The 22,234-nt window shown below is 59.2% G+C and carries 20 protein-coding genes; 9 read left to right on the forward strand and 11 right to left on the reverse strand.

The window, feature by feature from the left end; all coding sequences use genetic code 11:
- Positions 1–55: 55 nt before the first annotated feature.
- The 3 genes from pgi to zwf are packed head-to-tail and all read right to left on the reverse strand — an operon-like array spanning position 56 to position 3,788.
- Positions 56–1,651 (reverse strand): glucose-6-phosphate isomerase, encoded by a 1,596-nt coding sequence (gene pgi / locus ROLI_RS10470; protein ID WP_187430660.1) that lies wholly within the window; start codon positions 1,649–1,651, stop codon positions 56–58.
- A 2-nt stretch (positions 1,652–1,653) separates the two neighbouring features.
- Positions 1,654–2,325: a 6-phosphogluconolactonase gene (gene pgl, locus ROLI_RS10475; RefSeq protein ID WP_187430628.1), complete on the reverse strand. Its 672-nt coding sequence runs from the start codon at positions 2,323–2,325 to the stop codon at positions 1,654–1,656.
- Positions 2,322–3,788: a glucose-6-phosphate dehydrogenase gene (zwf, locus tag ROLI_RS10480; protein ID WP_187430627.1), complete on the reverse strand. Its 1,467-nt coding sequence runs from the start codon at positions 3,786–3,788 to the stop codon at positions 2,322–2,324. Before zwf ends, pgl begins: the two co-directional genes overlap by 4 nt.
- 170 nt (positions 3,789–3,958) lie before the next feature.
- Between zwf and ROLI_RS10485 the strand changes: the two genes are divergently transcribed.
- The gene (locus tag ROLI_RS10485) at positions 3,959–4,906 is read left to right on the forward strand and encodes a radical SAM protein (RefSeq protein ID WP_187430626.1); all 948 of its coding nucleotides are present in this window, start codon (positions 3,959–3,961) and stop codon (positions 4,904–4,906) included.
- A 153-nt stretch (positions 4,907–5,059) separates the two neighbouring features.
- Here ROLI_RS10485 and ROLI_RS10490 read toward each other — a convergent pair whose 3' ends face one another.
- Positions 5,060–5,329 (reverse strand): usg protein, encoded by a 270-nt coding sequence (locus ROLI_RS10490; protein WP_187430625.1) that lies wholly within the window; start codon positions 5,327–5,329, stop codon positions 5,060–5,062.
- Between the two features lie 229 nt (positions 5,330–5,558).
- Between ROLI_RS10490 and gyrA the strand changes: the two genes are divergently transcribed.
- The gene (gyrA, locus tag ROLI_RS10495) at positions 5,559–8,267 is read left to right on the forward strand and encodes a DNA gyrase subunit A (RefSeq protein ID WP_222869564.1); all 2,709 of its coding nucleotides are present in this window, start codon (positions 5,559–5,561) and stop codon (positions 8,265–8,267) included.
- 55 nt (positions 8,268–8,322) lie between these two features.
- The gene (locus ROLI_RS10500; RefSeq protein WP_187430623.1) at positions 8,323–8,673 is read left to right on the forward strand and encodes a DUF6614 family protein; all 351 of its coding nucleotides are present in this window, start codon (positions 8,323–8,325) and stop codon (positions 8,671–8,673) included.
- Between the two features lie 3 nt (positions 8,674–8,676).
- On the opposite strand, the gene ROLI_RS10505 is transcribed toward ROLI_RS10500, so the two are convergent.
- The 3 genes from ROLI_RS10505 to ROLI_RS10515 all read right to left on the reverse strand — a co-directional run bounded on the left by ROLI_RS10505 (position 8,677) and on the right by ROLI_RS10515 (position 12,134).
- Complete coding sequence (locus tag ROLI_RS10505; RefSeq protein ID WP_187430622.1) at positions 8,677–10,152, reverse strand: carboxypeptidase M32; 1,476 nt, start codon at positions 10,150–10,152, stop codon at positions 8,677–8,679.
- Positions 10,149–11,303, reverse strand: a complete 1,155-nt coding sequence (gene ctaA / locus ROLI_RS10510; RefSeq protein WP_187430621.1) for a heme A synthase — start codon at positions 11,301–11,303, stop codon at positions 10,149–10,151. Before ctaA ends, ROLI_RS10505 begins: the two co-directional genes overlap by 4 nt.
- A 75-nt stretch (positions 11,304–11,378) precedes the next feature.
- Positions 11,379–12,134 carry an RNA methyltransferase gene (locus ROLI_RS10515; RefSeq protein ID WP_187430620.1) on the reverse strand — a complete coding sequence of 252 codons (756 nt, stop codon included), beginning with the start codon at positions 12,132–12,134 and terminating at the stop codon, positions 11,379–11,381.
- 131 nt (positions 12,135–12,265) lie between these two features.
- Here ROLI_RS10515 and ROLI_RS10520 point away from each other — a divergent pair, with 131 nt between their 5' ends.
- Positions 12,266–12,886: a thiamine phosphate synthase gene (locus ROLI_RS10520; protein WP_187430619.1), complete on the forward strand. Its 621-nt coding sequence runs from the start codon at positions 12,266–12,268 to the stop codon at positions 12,884–12,886.
- A 3-nt stretch (positions 12,887–12,889) separates the two neighbouring features.
- On the opposite strand, the gene ROLI_RS10525 is transcribed toward ROLI_RS10520, so the two are convergent.
- Complete coding sequence (locus tag ROLI_RS10525) at positions 12,890–14,035, reverse strand: HupE/UreJ family protein (protein ID WP_187430618.1); 1,146 nt, start codon at positions 14,033–14,035, stop codon at positions 12,890–12,892.
- Here ROLI_RS10525 and ROLI_RS10530 point away from each other — a divergent pair.
- The 4 genes from ROLI_RS10530 to ROLI_RS10545 all read left to right on the forward strand — a co-directional run bounded on the left by ROLI_RS10530 (position 14,034) and on the right by ROLI_RS10545 (position 17,520).
- Positions 14,034–14,846, forward strand: coding sequence for a DUF4198 domain-containing protein (locus tag ROLI_RS10530; RefSeq protein ID WP_262386545.1), 813 nt, complete (start codon positions 14,034–14,036; stop codon positions 14,844–14,846). The genes ROLI_RS10525 and ROLI_RS10530 overlap by 2 nt on opposite strands.
- A gap of 55 nt (positions 14,847–14,901) precedes the next feature.
- Positions 14,902–15,795, forward strand: a complete 894-nt coding sequence (locus tag ROLI_RS10535) for a PfkB family carbohydrate kinase (RefSeq protein WP_187430617.1) — start codon at positions 14,902–14,904, stop codon at positions 15,793–15,795.
- Positions 15,792–16,724 carry a pseudouridine-5'-phosphate glycosidase gene (locus ROLI_RS10540; protein WP_187430616.1) on the forward strand — a complete coding sequence of 311 codons (933 nt, stop codon included), beginning with the start codon at positions 15,792–15,794 and terminating at the stop codon, positions 16,722–16,724. The genes ROLI_RS10535 and ROLI_RS10540 overlap by 4 nt, the downstream gene beginning before the upstream one ends.
- Before the next feature lie 76 nt (positions 16,725–16,800).
- The gene (locus ROLI_RS10545) at positions 16,801–17,520 is read left to right on the forward strand and encodes a DUF502 domain-containing protein (protein ID WP_187430615.1); all 720 of its coding nucleotides are present in this window, start codon (positions 16,801–16,803) and stop codon (positions 17,518–17,520) included.
- 2 nt (positions 17,521–17,522) lie between these two features.
- Here ROLI_RS10545 and ROLI_RS10550 read toward each other — a convergent pair whose 3' ends face one another.
- Both ROLI_RS10550 and ROLI_RS10555 read right to left on the reverse strand, forming a co-directional pair.
- On the reverse strand, positions 17,523–18,560 hold the full coding sequence (locus ROLI_RS10550) for a patatin-like phospholipase family protein (RefSeq protein ID WP_187430614.1): 1,038 nt from the start codon (positions 18,558–18,560) through the stop codon (positions 17,523–17,525).
- A gap of 62 nt (positions 18,561–18,622) precedes the next feature.
- On the reverse strand, positions 18,623–19,408 hold the full coding sequence (locus ROLI_RS10555; RefSeq protein ID WP_187430613.1) for a 3-hydroxybutyrate dehydrogenase: 786 nt from the start codon (positions 19,406–19,408) through the stop codon (positions 18,623–18,625).
- 449 nt (positions 19,409–19,857) lie between these two features.
- Between ROLI_RS10555 and ROLI_RS10560 the strand changes: the two genes are divergently transcribed.
- Entirely contained in the window at positions 19,858–21,573 is a 1,716-nt protein-coding gene (locus tag ROLI_RS10560; protein ID WP_187430612.1) for an extracellular solute-binding protein, read from the forward strand.
- 9 nt (positions 21,574–21,582) lie between these two features.
- On the opposite strand, the gene ROLI_RS10565 is transcribed toward ROLI_RS10560, so the two are convergent.
- Positions 21,583–22,206 (reverse strand): helix-turn-helix domain-containing protein, encoded by a 624-nt coding sequence (locus ROLI_RS10565; RefSeq protein WP_187430611.1) that lies wholly within the window; start codon positions 22,204–22,206, stop codon positions 21,583–21,585.
- Between the last annotated feature and the right edge of the window lie 28 nt (positions 22,207–22,234).

Genomic DNA, 22,234 nt, shown 5'->3' on the forward strand with positions numbered 1-22,234 from the left:
ATAAACGCAACCGAACCGTCTAGGTGCCGTAGGGTGGGCTTTGAGGCCACCCGGATCACCCTTCCTGCTTTTGATGTTGATGCAGAAAGCCTACCAGCGCTGCGGTTGAACCATCCTTTTCCGACGCGTCCGCATGGCCTTCAATGATTGGCTGTAGGGAGGTCGCAAGTTCTTTGCCCAACTCGACACCCCATTGATCAAACGAATTGATGCCCAGAATGACGCCCTCGACAAACACGCGATGCTCATAGAGCGCCACGATTTGGCCCAGCACAAAGGGATCGAGCCTTGGATAGGCAAGCGTCGTGGACGGGCGATCACCGGTAAACACCCTATGGCGCGCCTGGCGTTCCAACTCATCCCCGCTTAACCCGGCCGCCTCCATCTTGGCGCGCGCCTCCTCAAGCGACCGCCCGCGCATCAGCGCTTCGGATTGCGCGAGGCAATTGGCGATCAACAGCTGGTGGTGATGGGCTAGATCCGGCTCATGCCCTTCCGCAGCAATCATGAACTCGCAAGGCACAATCCGCGTCCCCTGATGGATCAGCTGGTAAAACGCATGCTGCCCATTGGTTCCCGCCGCGCCCCATACAATCGGCCCGCTCGACACATCCACCGGCGTACCATCCATTTGCACAGCCTTACCGTTGCTTTCCATTTCCAGCTGCTGGAAATAATCCGGCAACCGCGCCAAGCGTTGGTCATAAGGCAACACAGCCCGGCTGGCATATCCGCAGACCTGCGCATGCCAGATCCCGACCAGCGCCAGCATCACCGGCAGGTTTCCAACGCCCTGTGCCGTCTGGAAATGGCGGTCCATCTCCTGCCCGCCCCGCAGAAACGCATCAAAACGATCCGGTCCGATGGCAATCATCAGGGACAATCCAATCGGCCCCCAGAGCGAATAGCGCCCGCCGACCCAATCCTCAAACCCAAATACGCGCTCGGGCGGGATGCCGAAATCGCGGGTCTTTTCCTCAGATGTGCTCAGCGCGGCAAACTGCGCGCTTGCATCACCCCCCTGCGCTTGCATCCAGGCCTTGGCGGTGCGCGCATTGGTCATGGTCTCGATTGTCGTGAAGGTCTTGGAAGCCACAATCACCAAGGTGGTTTTCGCCTCCAGCCCGCGCAGCACATCCGCGATATGCGCCCCATCCACATTGGACACGAAATGGCACCGTGGCCCGTCATGATAAGGCGACAACGCCTGCACCGCCATGGCCGGCCCCAGATCGGATCCGCCAATCCCGATGTTCACCACATCCGTGATATCGCTGTTGCGGATATGGTTGGCGTAAATGCGCATCCGTTCCAGCGTCGCATGGATCCCCGGCATGACATCGAACCCATCCACATACACCGGCCCCCCATCAAGGTTGCGCAGAGCGGTATGCAGAACGGCACGGCCTTCGGTGTCATTGATCGCTTCGCCCCCAAACATCGCGGCGCATTTTGCAGGCGCATCCGCCGCCTCGACCAAGGCGAGCAGCGCGTCACGGGTTTCCGCATCCAGGTTCGTCTTGGAATAATCAAACAGCATATCACCGGTCTGCGCGCTGAACTCTGAGGCCCGGTTGGGGGTGTCAAACAATGACAGGATGGAACGGCCCTGGTTCTTTTCTTTCAGGGCCGCAAGCGCTGCCCACTGCACACTCAGGCTGCCCAATGCACGACCCCCCCTTTGATCACGGCCCCAATTGGAGCGTCCTGCGGCGGCAATGTCATCGCGCGCTCCAGGGCTGCGCGTTTGTCATCACCAAAAATCACCAGATGTTTGTCCATCGCCCCCGCCAGCGCGGGCGCGCTCAGCGAGATGCGATCCTCTGGCTGGTCTGGCGGGCTCACCGCGCAAATCAACGGCGCATCACGCCCCATCGCCTCCGCCAATCCCGGCGCACCCGGAAACAGCGAGGCCGTATGCATATCCGCACCCATGCCCAGCAACAAAACCGAAATCGGCACCTCTCCGGTCAATTTCTGTGACAGCTGCGGCGCGGCCTCCTGCGCGCGCAGACCCTGCCGATAATAGGACACAAACCGCGCCGCCGCCGCTTTCCCGGTCAACAGCCGCGCCTTGACCAGCCCGGCGTTGGAGCGCGCATGATCATCGGGCACCCAGCGCTCATCCGTCAGCATCACATGCACCCGGTGCCAGTCGATCTCCACCGAACTCATCGCATCAAAGATCGGCCCCGGCGTGGTCCCGCCGGGCACCGCAAAACTGGCAAATTCATGCTGCAACAAACACTTGCGCAAATCGCTGGTCAACGCGTGGGCGATATTCATCACCGCCATGTCGCGATCCGCGTTTTCAATAAACTTCATGGTGTGACCTCCCGCCATTCCCGCCCGTCACGGCGCATCAATTGCGCGGATGCATCCGGGCCTGCGCTATGGCTGTCATAGGGTTTTGGCACGTCATTGCTATTTGTCCACCCCTCAATGATCGGATCGGTCCAGGCCCAGGCGGCCTCGACCTCATCCCCGCGCATGAACAGCGTCTGATTGCCCCGGATCACATCCATGATCAAGCGTTCATAGGCATCCACATTATCCGCCCCCTCCGGCCCAAGCGCATCCGCAAATGTCATGTCCAGCGGCACGTCGATCAACCGCATACCACCAGGCCCCGGTTCCTTGATCGTCACGCCAAGCTTGATGCCCTCATTGGGTTGCAAGCGGATCGATAGCACATTGCGGTGGCGTCCGGCCTCCTCGCCAAAAATCGAATGCGGGGTGTCCTTGAAGACAATCGAAATTTCTGAGGAGCGCGCACAAAGCCGCTTGCCCGTGCGCAGATAAAACGGCGTTGCCGCCCACCGCCAATTGGCAATATGGGTTTTCATCGCGATGAAACTCTCGGTCTTGGACTTGGGATTATCGACCGCGGTGCGATAATCGGGGTGCTCATCGGGATCATCCACATCCGCGCCGTATTGGCCGCGCACGATGTGATGTGGCTCCACAGGTTCCAGCGCGCGAATGACCTTCAACTTTTCATCACGCACCGCATCCGGGTCAAACCTTGCGGGCGGCTCCATCGCGATCAGGCAGAGCAATTGCATCAGGTGGTTCTGCACCATGTCGCGCATCGCACCGGATTTGTCGTAATATTCACCGCGCCCGCCCACGCCGACCGTTTCGGCCACGGTGATCTGGATGTGATCCACAAACTGGCTATTCCAGAGCGGCTCAAACAGCATATTGCCAAAGCGCACCGCCATCAGGTTTTGCACCGTCTCCTTGCCCAGATAATGATCGATGCGGTAAATCTGGCTCTCCTCAAAGAACGCCGCCAGATCTCCGTTTAGCTTCTGTGCCGTCTCAAGATCGCGGCCAAAGGGTTTTTCAACCACAATACGGCTGTTGTGATCCGTCAGCCCGTGATTGTTCAGCCGCTCGGCCAAATCACCAAACAGGCTGGGGGCCACGGAGAAGTAAAATGCGCGCACGACCTTGCGCCGCATCAACGCCTTAAGATCGCGCCAGCCGGTCTCCCCGCGGGCATCAATCGCGACATAGGAGAGGTTTTGCAAAAAGGCGCTCAACTGGGCTTCATCGGTCTTTTCCACGCCGCCGAATTCCAAAATAGCATCCCGGATCATGTCACGATACGCGGCTTCGCTGATCTCGGTACGCGCGGCGCCAATAACATGCGCATTATCTGGCATCTGCCCCGCACAAAACCGACGGAACAACCCCGGCAAGATTTTGCGACGCGCCAGATCACCCGTGCCGCCAAAGATTACGAGATCGAAAGGATCGACCGGAATTACGCGCGAAACCATATGGTGTCATCCTGATTGACGGCGTCCATTCGCCGCAGTTGATGTTAGCGCAAACATGCCCCAAGAATCCTGCAATCACAAGAGCGTGCTTTAGTAGTAAAACCGGTTTTCTTACATTTATATATCTCTTAGCACAGTTTTACAAAAACCACCCAAGGACGTTATCCTTTATGAAAGATCTCGCAGCGGCCAACGCAGGCAAGTTCCTAGACCCTGAACGCACCGCAAAGGGTGAAGAACGTGCGCATGTCAGCCTGAGCGCGCCGAAAACGCTTTGGTTTAACACCGGGACGCTGTGCAACATCGAATGTGTGAACTGCTATATCGAGAGCAGCCCGAGCAATGATGCGTTGGTCTATATCAGCGCGGATGAGGTGAGCGACTACCTCGATCAGATCAAAACCCGCAGCTGGCCGATCACGGAGATCGCTTTCACGGGGGGCGAGCCCTTCATGAACCCGCAGATGATCGAGATCGCTCGCCGGTCGCTGGCACGCGGCTTTGATGTTTTGATCCTGACCAATGCGATGCGCCCGATGATGCGCACCAAGATGCAGGCGGGCTTGAAGGAATTGAACGCCGCTTATCCCGGCAAACTGACGTTGCGCATTTCCGTCGATCATTACAGCGCGGCGTTGCATGATGCTGAGCGCGGTGTCGGGGCCTTTGACAAGACGCTGGCGGGGATGAAATGGCTGCGCGATGCCGGGATCACGATGGCCGTTGCAGGTCGGTCGATCATGGCCCATAGCGAGGCCGAGAGCCGGGCGGGGTATGCCGATTTCTATGCACGCCACGGCTTTGAGATTGATGCGATGGACCCCGGCGCGACCGTCCTGTTTCCGGAAATGGACGAGAGCGTTGAGGTGCCCGAGATCACCACCGCCTGTTGGGATATCTTGGGTAAATCACCAGACGCGCTGATGTGCGCCTCCTCGCGCATGGTGGTCAAGCGCAAAGGGGCCGCGCGCCCTGCCGTGCTGGCCTGCACGCTCCTGCCCTATGCGCCCGAGTTTGAACTGGGGGCGACACTGGCCGAGGCTGAACGCGATGTTTCGCTCAATCACCCGCATTGCGCGAAATTCTGCGTTCTTGGTGGTGCCAGCTGCTCTGCCTGAGACGGGTCAGTTGATGCGCATTGAACGCTTCACGATCCTGCATCAGCTTTATGCGCCAGCGAGAAATGACGCCATTGTGCATGTTGAGCAGCAGATCAGACTCCGTGACCCGATAGGTTCCGCGCGTCGCGCGCCTGTCCGGTCAGGACCCCCTTAGTGTAGTGTAAACTCACCCGTTACATTGCGCCATTCTCCGGAACTGAGCATCTTGCGATGGGTAAATCGCACTGAATGCAGCGGCCCTTCGATTTCGGATTGCCAGAATTCTACGAATTTGAACAGCTTGGGGTGGTCGGGCGCGATGTCATATTCCTGCCAGACGAAGCTGTTGAGCACATGGGTATAATCGGGCATATGATAGAAGAATTCCGCCGTTGTCAGGCCATATCCTTTCAGCATCAGTTCGGTTTCAGATTGGGGCATATTGTGTCCTCTTGACTGCTACAGAATTCCAGAATGCCATGGATAAATTACTTTTCAATGAAAACAATATATTAGCACTTGACTGTGATGGCTGCCAAGGACGAGAAGCCTCAGGCATTGCACCTCATATGCGCCGCTGATAAGGTCGTTCTACAATATATAGACCCCGCGGCAAAGATGGGCAAAGCACGTGAGCGATACACCACAACCCCCTGAGAACGATGATGAAATGACGCCTGAGCGGCCTGTCTATGACGGTCCCTCGGTCAGCATCGAACATGAGATGCGCACGTCCTACCTTGATTATGCCATGTCGGTTATCGTCAGCCGGGCGATCCCTGATTTGCGCGATGGGTTGAAACCGGTGCACCGCCGCATCCTGTTTGCGATGCATGAAACCGGCAATACGCACGATAAATCCTACCGTAAATCCGCGCGCCCGGTTGGTGATGTGATGGGTCAATACCACCCGCATGGGGATTCCGCGATTTACGACGCCCTTGTGCGGATGGCGCAGGATTTCTCCATGTCGCTGCCGTTGCTGGATGGGCAGGGTAATTTTGGCTCCATGGACGGCGATAACCCGGCCGCGATGCGTTATACCGAAGTGCGCATGGACAAGCCTGCCGCCTATCTCCTGGCGGACATCGACAAGGATACTGTCGATTATCAGGACAACTATGATGGCAAGCAGCAGGAGCCGACCGTGCTCCCTGCCCGCTTTCCCAACATGCTGGTCAATGGTGCCGGTGGGATTGCCGTCGGCATGGCCACCAATATCCCGCCGCATAACTTAGGCGAAGTGATTGATGCGACGTTGGCGCTAATTGAGGAGCCGGATTTGACGTCCGAGCAACTCATCGAATATGTGCCCGGTCCCGATTTCCCGACCGGCGGCATCATGCTGGGCCGCACGGGCGCGCGCAAAGCCTACCTTGAAGGGCGTGGCAGCGTTATCATCCGCGCTAAAACCCGCGTTGAAGAAATCCGCAAGGACCGTTGGGCCATCGTCGTCGATGAGATCCCCTATCAGGTCAACAAGGCCTCGATGATCGAGAAAATCGCCGAGCAGGTACGCGAAAAGAAGATCGAAGGCATCTCCCACGTACAAGACGAATCCGACCGCAATGGCGTGCGGGTTGTGGTGGAGTTGAAACGTGACGCCACCGCCGAGGTGGTGATGAACCAGCTTTACCGTTTCACGCCGATGCAGACCTATTTCGGCTGTAACATGCTGGCGCTAAACGGCGGGCGCCCCGAACAGCTCACCCTGCGCAAGTTCCTGACCTATTTCATCGATTTCCGCGAGGATGTCGTCGCGCGCCGCACCGCCTATCTGTTGCGCAAGGCCCGCGAACGCAGCCACGTGCTCTGTGGACTCGCCGTGGCCGTCACCAATATTGACGAAATCGTCGCGACCATCCGCTCCTCTGCTGACGCCGCCGAGGCGCGCAGCAAGCTGATGACGCGCCGCTGGCCTGCGCAGGACATCCTGCCCTATATCGCGCTGATCGACGATCCGACCCATACCGCGAATGACGATGGCACCTATAACCTGTCGGAAACGCAGGCCCGCGCGATCCTTGAATTGCGCCTGCAACGTCTGACCCAGATCGGCGTGAAAGAGGTCACCGACGAGCTTGAAGAGCTGGCTGGCAAGATCAAGGAATACCTCGAAATTCTGGGCTCGCGCGACCGCATCATGGGCATCATCGCGGATGAGCTGCGCGAAGTGCGCGACCTCTTCGCCGTGCCGCGCCGCACCGAGATCGTCGATTGGTCTGGGGACATGGAAGACGAGGACCTGATCGCGCGTGAGGATATGGTCGTGACCGTGACCTCTGGCGGCTATATCAAACGCACGCCACTCGCCGATTTCCGCAGCCAAAAGCGTGGCGGCAAGGGTGTGTCCGGCATGCAGACCAAAGAGGAGGACGTCATTACCACCCTCTTTGTCGCCAATACCCATACGCAGCTGTTGTTTTTTACCACGGACGGCATGGCCTATAAACTCAAGACCTGGCGTTTGCCCCAGGGGGGTCGCACCTCCAAGGGCAAGGCGATCGTGAATATCCTGCCGATCCCGCCCGGTGTGTCCGTGGCCGATATTATGCCGGTGGATCGCGATGAAAAGGACTGGTCCGAGCTACAGATCGTATTCGCGACCTCTGCGGGCACCGTGCGGCGCAATGCGCTCAGCGATTTCACCAACGTCAAATCCAACGGCAAGATCGCGATGAAGTTCGAGGAGGATCATGCGGAAACCACGCTGATCAATGCGAAAATCGCATCCCGCGATGAAGATGTGATGCTAGTGACGGCCTCCGGGCGTGCTATCCGCTTCCCCAGCGAAGACGTGCGCGTGTTCAATTCGCGCAGTTCGGTCGGCGTGCGCGGTGTGCGCTTGTCCGGCAAGGATAAGGTCGTATCCATGTCGGTGATCCGCCACTTTGATGCGACATCGGATGAACGCGCGGCTTACCTGAAAATGCGCCGTGCGATGGTCGGGTTGACCGATGATACGGAGGCTGCGGATGAGGATGACGCGGATGCAAATGCCACCATCAGCCCGGATCGTTATGCCGAAATGTCGGCGGCTGAAAACCTGATCCTGACGCTGACGGCACAGGGTGCGGGCAAGTTAAGTTCGAGCCATGATTATCCGGTGCGCGGACGTGGCGGCATGGGGGTTCAGGCGATGGATAAAGCCATGCGCGGCGGTGCCTTGGTCGCCTCTTTCCCGGTTGAAATGGACGACCAGATCATGCTGGCCACCTCCAAGGGCCAGTCGATCCGCGTCCCCGTTGAGGGCATTTCGTTCCGTTCCCGCTCTGCGGGCGGTGTAAAAGTGTTCAACACCGGCAAGGGTGAAGAGGTCGTAAGCGTGGCTTGGATTGCGGATCAAGGCGAAGAAGAAAGCGGCGAAGACGAGGCTTAACAGCTTTTCAATTTTTTCCGGGCACAGTGGCGTTTCAAACCTGCGAGGTGCCCGGATGAATGTTTATTGTTGCATGATCACGCTGAAAGATAATGCCAAAGCCCTGCTCTTTGCCAAGGCGCTTGAGGATTGGATGGGCCATTTGCGCGCCAGTGATGCCATCGGTGATTGGCGGCTGATGCGGCGCAAACTAAACCTTGCGGCAGATTGCTATCGAGATTTCCTGTTGGAAATCGAGGTGGATGGCTTGGCGCAGCTCGAAACAGCGTTTCGCCTGACCGGGACCCATGACGATGAAGTCGCTCAATTGCACCGCGCGGTGCATGATTTGATCGAGACTGCGGAATTCGCCCTATATCGTCCCTACCCGGACATGGAACGATCCGAACGCATGGCGCTGCTCTAACCGTTACACCCCATAGATACCGGTGAATTTCTCTTTGAGATAGGCGAGCAGCGGTGCCTCGCTGGGGGCTGACCCGCTGGCTTTTGCAATGACATCGCGCGGCTCATAAAGCCCACCGTGGGTCTGGACATGCTTGCCCAACCACGCGGTTGCGCCGGATGTGTCCCCGCGCGCCAGTTGGGCGTCAAGGTCGGGAAGTGCTGCGCGCATGGCCTTGTTCAAGCACCCTGCGTAGACATTGCCCAAGCTATAGGTCGGGAAGTAACCGAACAATCCAACGGACCAATGCACATCCTGCAAAACGCCGTTCGACGGTTTATCGACGGCAAATCCAAAATCCGCCTCAAAGCGGTCATTCCAAGCGGCCTCCAGCTCAGCGACCTTCAAATCCCCTGCAACCAAAGCGCGCTCCAGATCAAAACGCAGCAGCACATGCAGGTTATATTGCAATTCATCAGCTTCCGTGCGGATGAACCCATTGGAGACGCGATTTACGCAGGCATAAAACGCTTCCTCATCGCGAATGCCAAAATCGCCGAAAGCATCGCGCATCTGCCCGTAAAGCCAGCCGGTAAAGGCGCGGCTGCGTCCGATCTGATTCTCATAGATGCGGCTCTGGCTTTCATGCACGCCCATGGACACGCCCGCCCCCAAGGGGGTCAGCAGGTAATCGGTATGGATGTTCTGCTCATAGGCTGCATGGCCTACTTCATGGATCGTGGAGTAAAAACAATTGAACGGATCGACAGGGTTGGTGCGTGTCGTGATGCGCACATCAAGCCCGGAGCCGGAACTGAACGGATGCACGGCCTTGTCCACCCGCCCGCGTGACATGTCATACCCGAAGGTCTTGGCCAGCTTGCGTGTCAGGCCCATCTGCGCGGCCTCATCAAATTCGCCGGTGAGCCTGGAGGGCGCATCGGCTTCAAGCACGGCGGCGCGCAAGGTGGCAAGCTCGGGACGCAGGGCTCCAAACATCGCCTCCAGCTCAGCACCTGTGGTGCCGGGCTCGTAGTCGGCCAACATCGCATCATAAACGTCACCGCCATCCGCCAGCGCGTGCCCCTCTTCGCGCTTGAGCGTGAGGACCTCGTCAAGCGTCGGGGCAAAACGCGCAAAATCATCGGCCGCGCGCGCATCCGCCCAAACGCCCTGCGCCTTGGATGTGACGCGCGCGATCTGTGCGGCCAATGCGGCGGGGACCTTGCGCGCGCGCTCAAAATCCCGGCGAATGTGACGCAGTTGTGCCGCGGCGACGTCATCCAGCGGCGTGCCAGCAAGGGCGTCGAGCCAATCCCCGACCCGCGGATCAACGCGCCGGGCATGCAGAACACTTGCAATTGCGGCACATTCCTCACCGCGTTGCGGCGCGGCACCGCGCGGCATCATCGTTTCCTGGTCCCACTCCAGACGCCCGGCGATCTGGCTCAGCGCCTGAGTTTCGCGCACGAAAGCCATCAGATCATCATAGGCACTCATGCGGGTTTTCCTCTCAGGGATGTGGCGATGGGATAGCCGCTCAGGAAGCGCGCGCGCAGGATCAGAACCCAAAGGATCACAGCCATGACCTGATGCACCAGCGCGATATGCACGGGCGCGCCATATAGCACGGTGGCAATCCCGATCACGACCTGCAAGGCTACGGCGGCGATCACCGCGTTAAATGCAAAGCGCGTGTTGGGATGTACCGATTTGCGCCCGCGCAGCCAGACGATAAGGGCAAAAGCGGCCAGCAGATACCCCGCGATACGGTGAATAAATTGCACAAGACCGGGGCTTTCAAAGAAGTTCCGCCAGAGGGGGTCCAGCGTCAATGCGCTGGCTGGGAAGACTTGCCCGCCCATCAGGGGCCAGTCGGTATAGCTGCGCCCGGCGTCAATCCCCGCGACCAGCGCCCCGATCAGGATTTGTAGGAAGGCAAAATGCATCAGCCCCGTGGCCATACCCCATTGTTTGGTCTCCTTGGCACGGCGCGCCTGCATCAAATCGCGCCCGGAACGGCCCATTTCCATCGCATACCATGCAATGAACCCCAGGATCACAAAGGCCAGGCCAAGATGCGTGGCCAGCCGGTAACTCGCCACATCGGTGACGCCCTCGCCCTGCGTGACACCAGAGGAAACCATCCACCAGCCGATGGCGCCCTGCGCACCGCCCAAGGCCCCGAGCCACAGTAACTTGGGTGTCCAGCCGGTCGGGATCTGGCGGCGGATCACGAAATATCCAAAGCCCAAGGCCCAGACTACGCCAATCACGCGCCCCAACTGACGATGACCCCATTCCCACCAGTAAATTACTTTGAAATCATGCAGTTCCATCCATTGGTTCTGGATACGGAATTCGTCAATCGCCTGGTATTTGGCGAATTCGGAGTCCCAATCGGCGGCGCTCATCGGCGGCAAGGCCCCGGTAAAGGGCCGCCATTCCGTGATGCTGAGCCCGCTGTCCGTCAGGCGCGTCAGCCCGCCCACGGCGATCATGATGAACACCAGCGCAAAGAGCATCATCAACCATACCCGTATCGCGCCGCGCGCCCCGCCGTGACCCTGATCGATCAACCCCGGTTGCACTGCGAGCCGCGTCGCCTCAATGCTGCCCACTTCCTCGAAAAGCTTTCGCTTACCGCTCATCCTTGCGTCCTCGTCTTGCGCGTCGCCTGCATACCTATGCCCTGTGTGCGGCGGGGTCCAGAGAGACCAGCGCGTCTAGTCGTCGCGCATTTTCCATCGCACCATCTGGCGCAACACCCCGTGCATCATCTGCACATCCGCGCGGGTCAGCGGCATCCGGCTCCACATATTGCGCAGGTTGGTTTTCATCGACTGCGCTTTGTGCTCGGGAAAGAAGAACCCGGCCTGCTCCAGCCGGTCCTGATAGTGATGCGCCAGATGTTCGACTTCGAGCGTTTCGGCCCACTCTGTACCGGCCATTTCGGTGCTCTCATGGGTGACCTCCCCGGTGGCGCGCATCCATTCGTACCCCACCAGCAAAACGCATTGCGCCAGGTTCAGCGAGGCAAACTGCGGATTGACCGGCACCGAAATAATCGCATTGGCGCGCGCGATATCCTCGTTTTCCAACCCCGCCCGTTCGGGGCCAAAAAGCACGGCAACCCGTTGCCCTGCGGCGATTCGTTCTGCTGCAAGGCGCATTGCGGCCTCGGGGCTGAACACCGGTTTGGTCAAATCCCGCGCCCGCGCCGTGGTCGCAAAAACATAAGAACAATCGCCTACGGATGTCGCCACGTCATCGCTGAGTTGCGCCTCATCCAGCAGCCGCCCCGCACCACTGGCCATGGCGGTCGCGTTTGGATTTGGCCAGCCGTCGCGCGGTGCCACGATCCGCATCCGGTCCAGCCCGAAGTTCCACATCGCACGCGCCGCGGCACCGATGTTTTCACCCATCTGTGGGCGCACCAAAACAAAGGCCGGGCAAGCAGGGTGTTCAACAGGATCATTCATAGGGGCCTCATAGGGTGACACCGCCCCGCTCGCAAGCAGGCGCGCGCGATGCCCCCTCAGAAAGGCATAAAAGTTTTCATTTCCCAAAGCTTGCGTTACTGGTCTGAAAAAGATTTCCAAAGGACACGCCCATGGACACGCCCGAGCAACCCCAGCTGTATCTGATCACACCCTCCGAGATTGAGCTCTCGACCTTTCCTGATCTCCTGGCCGCCGTGCTGGATGCGCAGCCCATCGCCTGCGTGCGCCTGAGCCTTGCCACACGCGACGAGGATCGATTGTCACGCGCCGCTGATGCGCTGCGCGAGGTCACACATGCGCGCGACATTGCGCTGGTGCTCAGCGATCACACGCTGTTGGCGGATCGCTTGGGGTTGGATGGCGTCCATTTGAGCGATGCGGCGCGCTCGGTGCGCGACACCCGCAAGACACTTGGTGAAGATGCGATTGTTGGCAGTTTCTGTGCGACCTCGCGTCATGACGGCATGAGCGCGGGCGAAGCGGGCGCGGATTACGTCGCATTTGGTCCCGTGCAAGCGGGCGTCCTTGGCGATGGTAGCTTTGTCGATCTGGAGGTGTTTCAGTGGTGGTCCGAGACCATCGAAGTCCCGGTTGTGGCCGAAGGTGCGCTGGATGAAACCATGGTCCGCACGCTCACGCCCTATACCGATTTCTTTGGCATCGGTGAGGAGATCTGGAATACCGATGATCCCGCCCAATCGCTGGCGCGCCTGGTTGCGGCGATGGGCTGAGGCTTACAAAAACACGCGCTCCACGAACCAATATGCCCCGACTGCCGCGATTGCGCAGGATGCGGGGACAGCGATGCGCGCACGGTACCATTCTTTGCGCGCAAACCAGCCGACACAGGCAAAGGCGATGGCAATCACCGTCAACTGACCCAGTTCAACGCCCACATTGAACCCGATCAGCGCGGGTACAAACTGACCTTCGGGCAGGCCGAAATCCCCCAACACGGAGGCAAAACCCAATCCGTGCAATAAACCGAAACAAAAGATCACCACCGGGCGCCACGGGTTAAGACCTGAGGCGAAGACGTTTTCGATTGCCACAAACACAATAGAGGCCGCAATCAGCGGTTCGACAAGCGCAGGATTGATGCTCACAACGCCCAGAGCACCGAGCGCCAGTGTCACGGTATGCGCCAGCGTGAAGGCGCTGACCTGCCAGACCAACGGCCTGACGCGCGCGCTGAGGAAAAACAGGCCCAGCACAAATAGGATATGATCCAGCCCTTTGGGCAGGATATGGTCAAACCCCACCGGGATATATCCAAAAAACGCCTCGCTCAAACTCTGCGCGCCGCCCCCTGCAAATGCGATGGGCGGGCTGGTCTCACCGCCCGCAAGATATCCGGTAAAGGGGGCATCGACACCCTGTTGGCGCAAAACCAGAGCTCCCGATCCATCGGGCCAGTTCAGCGTCATATTACGCGCGCCCTCCGGCAAAAGCGCCGTCAACGTGAGCAGCGAGATGCGCGGCAACTCCTCGCTCAACCCCTCGGGCACCTCAACGCGGGTGATCCCGAATACCAATGCGCCATCGGCTTCACCCAGCCGCGCTTGGTTCCAAAGATCGACCAACTGTGGCACCCGCGCCCTCAATTCCGACGCGCCCAACCCGCGAAGGGTTGTATAGGCTTCCCCCGCATCATCGTCATCGGTGTTCTGGGCCGCGTCCAGATCAACGCCTGCCAGAAAGGCTTCCAGGTTGATCCGAAAATCGAGAACCACGCTCTGCGCGTCCAGCACGGTCATATCCGCGATCGTTGGGACCAATTCGTGGCTGAGACCGCGGGGGGCCGTGATCGCGAGACCCGCAGTTGACATCACTCCCAAAAGCAGCAGCTTTAAGATAAATGTGTTGAGGGATGACATCATGATATTCTCGCGTCTGTTACTCGGTTGTGCAATGCTGGCGGCCAGCCCTGTGCTTGGCCATGAGTTTTGGATTGACCCACAGAAATATCAAGTGGAAACCGGCGCCCCGCTTGTGGCCGACCTGCGCAATGGCCAAAACTTCGAAGGGATCACCCTGGCGTGGTTTGATAACCGGTTTACGCGGTTTGACATGGCGCAGGGCGATGCGGTCCAGCCCGTAGAGGGGCGCATCGGGGATACGCCCGCGCTGAACACGCTCGCGCCGGGGGATGGGTTGCTGGTCATACTGCATGAAACGACCCCGTCCAGTCTGACCTATAAGGTGTGGGATAAATTCCTCGCCTTCGCCAAACACAAGGATTTCACCAAGGCCGCTGCGGATCACGCGGCCGCGGGATGGCCCCAGGAGGGTTTCCAGGAAAGCTATACCCGTCACGCCAAATCGCTCATTGCCGTTGGGACTGGCTCGGGCGCGGATCGTGCTTACGGGATGGCGACGGAATTTGTCGCCCTTACCAACCCCTATGAACCCGGTTTCGACAATCAGATGCGCGTGCGGGTGCAGTATAACAACGCCCCACGAACGGATGCGCAGATCGAGGTCTTTGAGCGCGCGCCCGACGGCACGGTGAACATCACGCTGACCCGAACGGATTTAGCAGGCGAAGCCAGCATCCCGGTCCTGCCCGGTCATCATTATCTGTTTGATGCGGTCGTGTTGCGCGCCAGCCCGCAGGCCGGCACGTCCGAGCAAGCCCCGGTTTGGGAAACGCTCTGGGCGGCGCTGACTTTTGCGGTGCCGGGCGGATAGAGGATCGCACCCACAGCCCCTTGAACCCGCCCAATTTCGCAGTCACAAGACAAACATGACCCGAGAACCTGATATTTTATGCATTGGCTCCGTGCTGTGGGACGTGATCGGGCGTTCGGCCAGCGCAATGCGGCAAGGCTCGGATGTGCCGGGGCGTATCACGCGGCTGCCGGGCGGTGTGGCGATGAACATCGCGATGACGCTGGTGCGCTTTGGCCTGACGCCCGCGCTGCTGACGGCGGTGGGCCGTGATGGTGAGGGCGATGAGTTGATCGCGGCCTGCACAGCGCGGGGAATGATCACCGACACCGTGTATCGCTCTGATGACTTGCCCACGGATGTTTACATGGCCGTCGAGGGGGCCAATGGGTTGATCGCCGCCATCGCGGATGCGCATTCGCTGGAAGCGGCGGGCGCGAAAATTCTGGCACCACTTTCAGATGGGCGTTTGGCAACGCCGCAGGCACCCTTTGGCGGTCTGGTCGCGCTTGATGGCAATCTGACGCTGACCTTGCTCAGCGAGATCGCGCGCAGCCCGCTTCTGGCACAGGCCGATCTGCGCGTCGCACCCGCCTCGCCCGGCAAGGCGGAACGGCTGACCCCTTTTGTACAAGCCGGTCGCGGGACGCTTTACGTCAACCTCGAAGAAGCGGGGTTGCTCTGCCAGACTGATTTTGACAATTCGCGTGACGCCGCCGCAGGATTGCTGAAACGTGGCGCGGCCCGCGTTCTGGTCACGGATGGCGGATCAGACGCCACCGAAGGGCGCAGAGATGGGTTGCTGACCCAGACACCGCCGCAAGTGCTGGTGACCCGTGTGACTGGCGCGGGGGACACCTTCATGGCCGCCCATATCGCCGCAGATGCCGGCGGTGCCCCCCCCGAGGACGCGCTGAACAAGGCGTTGCTGGCCGCCGCAACCTATGTTTCCGGAGAGACCGCTTTATGACCACCCTGCCCCTGATCCATTCTGCTGAAGTCGCCGCCGCCAAGGTCGCCAATAAGCCCATGGTCGCGCTGGAAAGCACGATCATCACCCACGGCATGCCTTATCCGCAAAATCTCGAGGTGGCGCGTCAGGTCGAAAACGACATTCGCGCGGCGGGTGCCACCCCTGCGACCATCGCGGTGATCGCGGGGGTTTTGCACATTGGTCTGGAGGATGGCCAGCTTGAAACACTGGCGCAGGCCCGCGGTGTGGCGAAACTTTCGCGCGCCGATCTGGCGGCCTGCATCGCGACAGGCGGCACCGGCGCGACCACTGTTGCCGCCACGATGATTGGCGCGCATCTGGCCGGTATTGCGGTCTTTGCGACGGGCGGTATTGGCGGGGTGCACCGGGGGGCGGAGAACAGCTTTGACGTCTCTGCCGACCTTATGGAACTGGCGCAAACGCCCGTCACCGTGATTGCCGCCGGGGCCAAGGCGATCCTGGATGTCGACAAGACGCTGGAGGTTCTCGAAACCCAAGGCGTCCCCGTGATCGCCGTGGGTCAGGACAGCTTTCCTGCCTTCTGGAGCACCACATCGCCGCTCAAGGCACCGCTGCGGATGGATGATCCCGCCCAGATTGCCCGCGCGCATCACATGCGCGGCGCGCTTGGCCTGCCGGGGGGGCAGCTGGTGGCCAATCCGATTCCCGTCGAGGATGAAATTCCGGCCAAGACCCTCGCCCCTATCATCGCGCAGGCTCAGGCGGATGCCGACACGCACGGCATCCGCGGGAAAGCCGTGACCCCCTATTTGTTGCAGCGTATTTTCGAGCTGACAGAGGGAAAATCCCTGACGGCGAATATTGCGCTGGTGCGCAACAACGCGCGGCTGGCGGCGAAAATTTCATCAGAACTCGCCACACTTGCTCGGTCTACGGGAAATTAACCAATTTGACGGCCAAAGCCATTGTGAACCCTGCCCATAGCGCCTACCTAGCGAGCACGCCAGTTAGAGTTGTGTCATGAACACCCCGTTTGATCCAGAACCGCCCGTATCGAAACGCAGCCTCTTTGCCGCGCTTCGGGCGTCGTTTTTGACAGGTCTTGTCGTGATTGCCCCTGTTGGCCTGACGATCTGGTTGATCTGGTCGGTTGTCGGCTGGATAGATGGGCTTGTCTTGCCACTGGTGCCCGGCTCTTATCAGCCCGACCGCGTGTTGCAGGACTGGCTCGGGCTTGATCCGGAAATTCAGATCAACATTCGCGGCATCGGCGTGGTGATCTTTTTGGCCTTCACCATTCTGGTTGGATGGATGGCCAAGGGGTTTCTGGGGCGCTCCTTCATCCGCTTTGCAGAAAGCCTCGTGGAACGCACGCCCGTGGTGCGCTCAATCTATTCGGGCATCAAGCAAATCTCGGAAACCGTGTTTGCGCAATCGGACCGTTCATTCGAAAAGGCCTGCCTGATCGAATATCCCCGCCGGGGCATCTGGGCGATTGGTTTCATTTCCACGACCACAAAAGGCGAAATCGCCGCCCGTGCCAATAACGCGAATCCGATGGTCAGCATATTTGTGCCGACAACACCAAACCCCACCTCGGGTTTTTTGCTGTTTTTTCCCGCCGATGACGTGATCGAATTGGATATGACCGTGGAAGATGCCGCCAAGCTGGTGATTTCGGCGGGCCTTGTTTACCCCAATGGCAAGGATCCGACCGTTCCGGCGGTCAACAGTGCCTGAGCTTACTGAAACATCTCCACTAGATCCACCGAGCTGCGCTTATTGAGGTCATCTTTGTGGTGCGTCAGAAAACCATCCGCTGCCTTCTGCCCGGCCTCCTTGAGGCGCGCCAGCGTAAAGGGTGTCGGGACCAGTTTTGTGGCGACCGAGAGTTCATTCATCAGAGCATCATCCGCAACCATGTGAACCAACACGCGGCTTTTATGCTCGGTGCTTAACGCCCCTTGCGCCAACAGCCGCTGAACGAATTCGATGGCACGCAATTCGCGCAACAGGGATGAATTGAAACTGATCTCATTGATTCGGTTCTGGATGGCCTGTGCGGTGCGCGGCAATTCCGTGCGCTCCAGCGGGTTGATATTGATGATCAATATGTCATCGGGCAGCGCGGGGTTGAACAGCGGAAAAAGCGCCGGGTTGCCAGTATAACCGCCGTCCCAGAAAGCTTCCCGCAGGCCGGTTTCCGCATCCTCGACCTCCACAGCCTGAAAGACGGTGGGCAAACAGGCGGAGGCCAGAATCGCATCGGTGCTGATTTCGCTGTCCTTGAAGACCCGCACCTTGCCATTGCGCACGCGGGTGGCACAGATGAACAGGCAGGGTCCCTTCCCGCCCTCCTCATGCACCGCGTCCAGATCGAATTGTTCCACTATGGGGCGCAGCGGGTTCTTGTAAAACGGCCCGTAAGCATAGGGCGAGACAGAGCGTGACCAGGCGTCCGCCGCCATGACCGGCCAGGAATACTCAAGCGCCTGACTGAAATCCGTCAGCGAAAACGGCTGCATCCACTCCGGCAATTGCAGATCGGGGCGCGCCCCCACCTCACCCCAGAGCCAGTCCAGCCGATCGCGCGCGCCCTGCCGTCCGCCCTCAATCATCCCCGCCTTGAGCGCCGCCCCATTCAGCGCCCCCGCCGAGGTGCCCGAAATGGCGGCGATTTCGATATCCTCCTCGCACAGAAGTCGATCCAGGACGCCCCAGGTAAAAGCCCCATGCGCGCCCCCGCCCTGAAGGGCCAGATTGATCTTTTTGACTGCCATATCGGGTCCATTTCAGTGGGGTTGCGTTTGTTTAAAATTGCCCGCGCAGGGTAAAGAAGCCCTTACAAGGCCGTCCAGCCGCCATCTACGCTGATTGTCGTACCAGTGATCTGCGCCGCAGCATCCGAGCACAGAAACGTCGCCGTGCCGCCCATCTGCTCCACCGTGGCGAATTCCTTGGAGGGCTGGCGCGTCAGCATGACGTTCTCGATGACCTCCTCGCGGGTCATGTCATATTCCTTCATCGTATCGGGGATCTGCTTTTCCACAATCGGCGTCAATACATAACCTGGACAGATCGCATTGGCGGTGATCGGCTCCTTGGCGGTCTCAAGCGCGGTGGTTTTGGTCAGCCCGACCACCCCGTGCTTGGCTGCGATATAGGCGGATTTATAGGGCGAAGCCGTCAACCCATGCGCGGAGGCAATATTGATCACCCGCCCCCACCCGGCCGCACGCATCATCGGCAAGGCGATGGCGGTGGTATGAAACGCCGAGGACATATTGATTGCGATGATCGCGTCCCATTTTTCCACCGGGAAATCGGGGATCGCGGCCACGTGCTGAATACCGGCGTTATTCACCAGAATGTCGCATTTGCCCGCATCCTCGATCAGGCGGCGACATTGATCGCCCTTGGACATATCGGCCTGAATGTAGCGAACGTTGACACCGGTTTCCTGCGCCATTTCCTTGGCGAGCGCGTGATCCTCTGCGGCATCGGTGAAGGAATTGAGCACGATATCGGCCCCCGCGCGGGCCAACTCCCAGGCAATGCCCAACCCGATCCCGGAGTTTGATCCGGTGATGACGGCGGTTTTTCCGCTCAATGAAATCTCATATGCCATGGGTAGGCTCCTTTTGATCAGGGGTCATACTGCGCTGCACAGATCATGGCGTGCTGCGCTTGCAAAGGAAACGCGGTTTTTGAGGGTGGATCCGGAAATGATGCGGGAACGATGTTGTCCCACCAAATGCCACCGAAACACAAGTTTGGATAGGCACAAAAAAAACGCCTGCACAAGGCAGGCGTTAAGTTATTGAGGCAGGTTTCATACAGGCAAGAAACCTATCGAGCAGTGAGATCGTTATAAGCAATCTGGCGCCGCTGGCCAAGCTAAAAGTTTGATAAGATGTAAATACCTCGGTACGCTGGCGTTCAAGAAAACAAGGCACGCAGGGGATTGTCGCTAAAATGGGTACTGATTTTTTCCGCCACTTCACGCGGATTTTGACGCCATGCGTCGCGATTCTGTGGATCACAAGTGCTGCGGCCGAGCCCCAACACGGGATATCTATGTATGGGACCCCCGACTTGCCACCTGATTTTGTGTCGCTCCCCTACGTTTGGGCGGACGCCCCCAAGGGTGGCAATATTACGCTGGGCAACACCGGCGGCTTTGACAGCCTGAACCCATTTGTGCGCAAAGGGACGGTGCCGTGGCAGCTCAGTTTCCTGACCCATGAGAGCCTGATGGGACGGTCCTGGGAAGAACCTTTCACGCTTTACGGGCTTTTGGCCGAATCGGTTGAGGTGGCCCCGGACCGCTCCTGGGTCACCTTCACGCTGCGCGAAGGCGCGCAATTCTCGGATGGCTCCCCTGTGACGGTGGAGGATGTGATCTTCACCTATGACCTGCTCGCCACGCAAGGCCATCCGAAATACCACAGCCTGGCCGCCCAGATCGAGCAGATCACAAAAACCGGGCCGCGCACATTGCGCATTGATTTCAACACTGAAAATCGCGAATTGGCTCTGCTGGCAGGCATGCGGCCTATCCTGAGCCGCGCGCAATGGGAGGGTCGCGATTTTGCCAATGCACCGCTGGCTGAAATTCCCCTTGGCACCGGCCCTTATACGGTGACCGATTATGAAGCCGGGCGTTTCGTGCAACTGATCCGCAACCCCGACTATTGGGGGGCGGACATCCCGTTTCGCCGCGGCACCCACAATCTGGATGGAATCAAGCTGGATTTCTATGGCGATGCCTCGGTGATGTTTGAGGCCTTCAAAGGCGGTGATATCTCTGCTCTGCGCGAATTCAACGCGGAAAAATGGGCAACCCAATATGATTTCCCGGCCATCGACCGGGGCGATATGGTGAAATCGGAAATTCCCCATCAAAAGCCATCCGGTATGACCGGCTTCGTAATGAACACACGTAACGCGCCCTTTGACGATTGGCGCCTGCGCGAGGCACTGATCCAGGCGTTCAATTTCGAGTACATCAATGACACGCTGACGGGCGGGGCGCAGCCGCGGATCACATCATATTTTTCCAACTCCACACTGGCGATGAAACCGGGTCCTGCGCAAGGGGCCGTGGCGGCCTTGCTTACGCCTTTTGCGTCCGATCTGTTGCCCGGCACCTTGGAGGGGTATGCGTTGCCTCAATCGGATGGGTCCGCGCGCAATCGCAAGGGCATCCGCACGGCTCTTGCGCTTCTGGCGGAGGCCGGATGGACGCCGAAGGACGGTGTGATGCGCAACGCGGAGGGGCAGCCGCTCGCCTTTACCATCCTGTTGGCACAAAACAGCAGCGAAAACATCGCCATTGCCGATCTTTATCTTTCGGCCCTCACCCGCCTGGGTATTGATGTGACGATTGAGACCACCGACAGCGCGCAATATACCGCGCGCACCAATGCATTTGATTTCGACATGACCCTTTATCGGCGCGCTTTGTCCCTGTCGCCGGGCAATGAACAGAGGTTCTATTGGGGGTCGGAAGCCGCCGATCAACCGGGATCGCGCAATTGGATGGGTGTGAAATCGCCTGCGGTGGACGGTATGATCGATGCGATGCTCTCTGCCAAGGATGAGGCGGATTTTAACGCCGCCGTGCGCGCATTGGACCGGGTGCTGACGGCGGGGCGCTATGTGATTCCGTTCTGGCAATTCACCACCGGTCAGATCGCGCATATCAAGGCGTTGAAATACCCCGATACCTTGCCGATTTACGGCGACGGTCCGAACTTCATGCCAGAGGTGTGGTGGTACGATCCCTCCTGAACGCCCGGTTCAGCTCAGCGATGTGACCCAGAGTATCTCGGCATCCTCATTGCTGAGCGAGACCACATTGTGACCCATCGTAGCGTCATAATAAGCGCTATCTCCCCGGCGCATCTCAACCGGCTCATAAAATTCCGTAATCAGTTGAATGACGCCGGTGAGCACATAGAGGAATTCCTCGCCGTCATGACGCACCCAGCCATCAAATTCATCCATACTGCGCGCCCTCACCTTTGCACGGTAGGGCAACATCCGTTTTTGCGTCAGCGCTTCGGCCAGCAATTCATGCTCATAAGTCACAGTGGCCTGCGCCGCCCCCTGCCCTGATTTCGTCACGGCCATACGCCCGTTGACCTGACCGGTTTGTGGCTGCGTGAACAATTGCGGTACAGATATTTCCAGCCCCGTCGCCAGTTTTTTCAGCGCGTCATAGGTGGGGGACATCTGCCCGTTTTCGATCTTGCTCAGCGTGGAGCGCGCCAATCCCGCCTGGTTTGCCGCCTGCTCCAGCGTCCAGTGGCGCGCCTTGCGCAATTCGCGCACCCGCTCTCCAAGGTCCACTGGCGTGCCATGCTCTGCATCCCCGCTCTGGCGTGCAATTTGGATCAGGTGCTTTGGATCAGATGTTTTCATTTGCCAGCTATAGAACCCGGCCAACAGG

Origin of the sequence: Roseobacter fucihabitans (assembly GCF_014337925.2) — a bacterium.
GTDB lineage: Bacteria > Pseudomonadota > Alphaproteobacteria > Rhodobacterales > Rhodobacteraceae > Roseobacter > Roseobacter fucihabitans.